Source organism: Microbacterium sp. H6 (assembly GCF_003314775.1).
GTDB classification, from domain to species: Bacteria; Actinomycetota; Actinomycetes; order Actinomycetales; family Microbacteriaceae; genus Microbacterium; species Microbacterium oxydans.
In genome coordinates, this window is the sequence record NZ_QOAY01000263.1 from 1 (window position 1) to 353 (window position 353).

Sequence of the window (353 nt, forward strand, 5' to 3'; positions counted from 1 at the left end):
CGCCCGCGTCGACCCCACGCTGTACGGAATGCTCCGGGTGCCGCATCGTGCGGGCCGCACTCAGGCACGCAAGGCGCCGACGCCGGTCACCGAGGCGGCTGCGGTCGAAGCTGCGGCCCGCGGGGCTGTCTCCCGCATGCGACCGGGCGTGCGCTATCTGCTCGGCCCCGGCGGTACGACCGCGGAGATCGCTCGGCAGCTCGGCGTCGAAGGATCGCCACTCGGCGTCGACGTCGTTCTCGACGGTGCCGTCCTCGTCCACGGTGCGAGTGAGCAGGAGCTGCTCGCCCAGATCGCCGAGGGCCCGGCGCGGGCCGTCGTCACCGTGATCGGCGGGCAGGGGGTCCTGCTCG

At 74.2% G+C, this 353-nt stretch carries 1 protein-coding gene; it reads left to right on the forward strand.

Features of this window, described 5'->3' with window-relative positions:
- On the forward strand, window positions 1-353 hold a 353-nt coding region (locus DSP71_RS22480; protein WP_220151136.1), incomplete at both ends, for a hypothetical protein.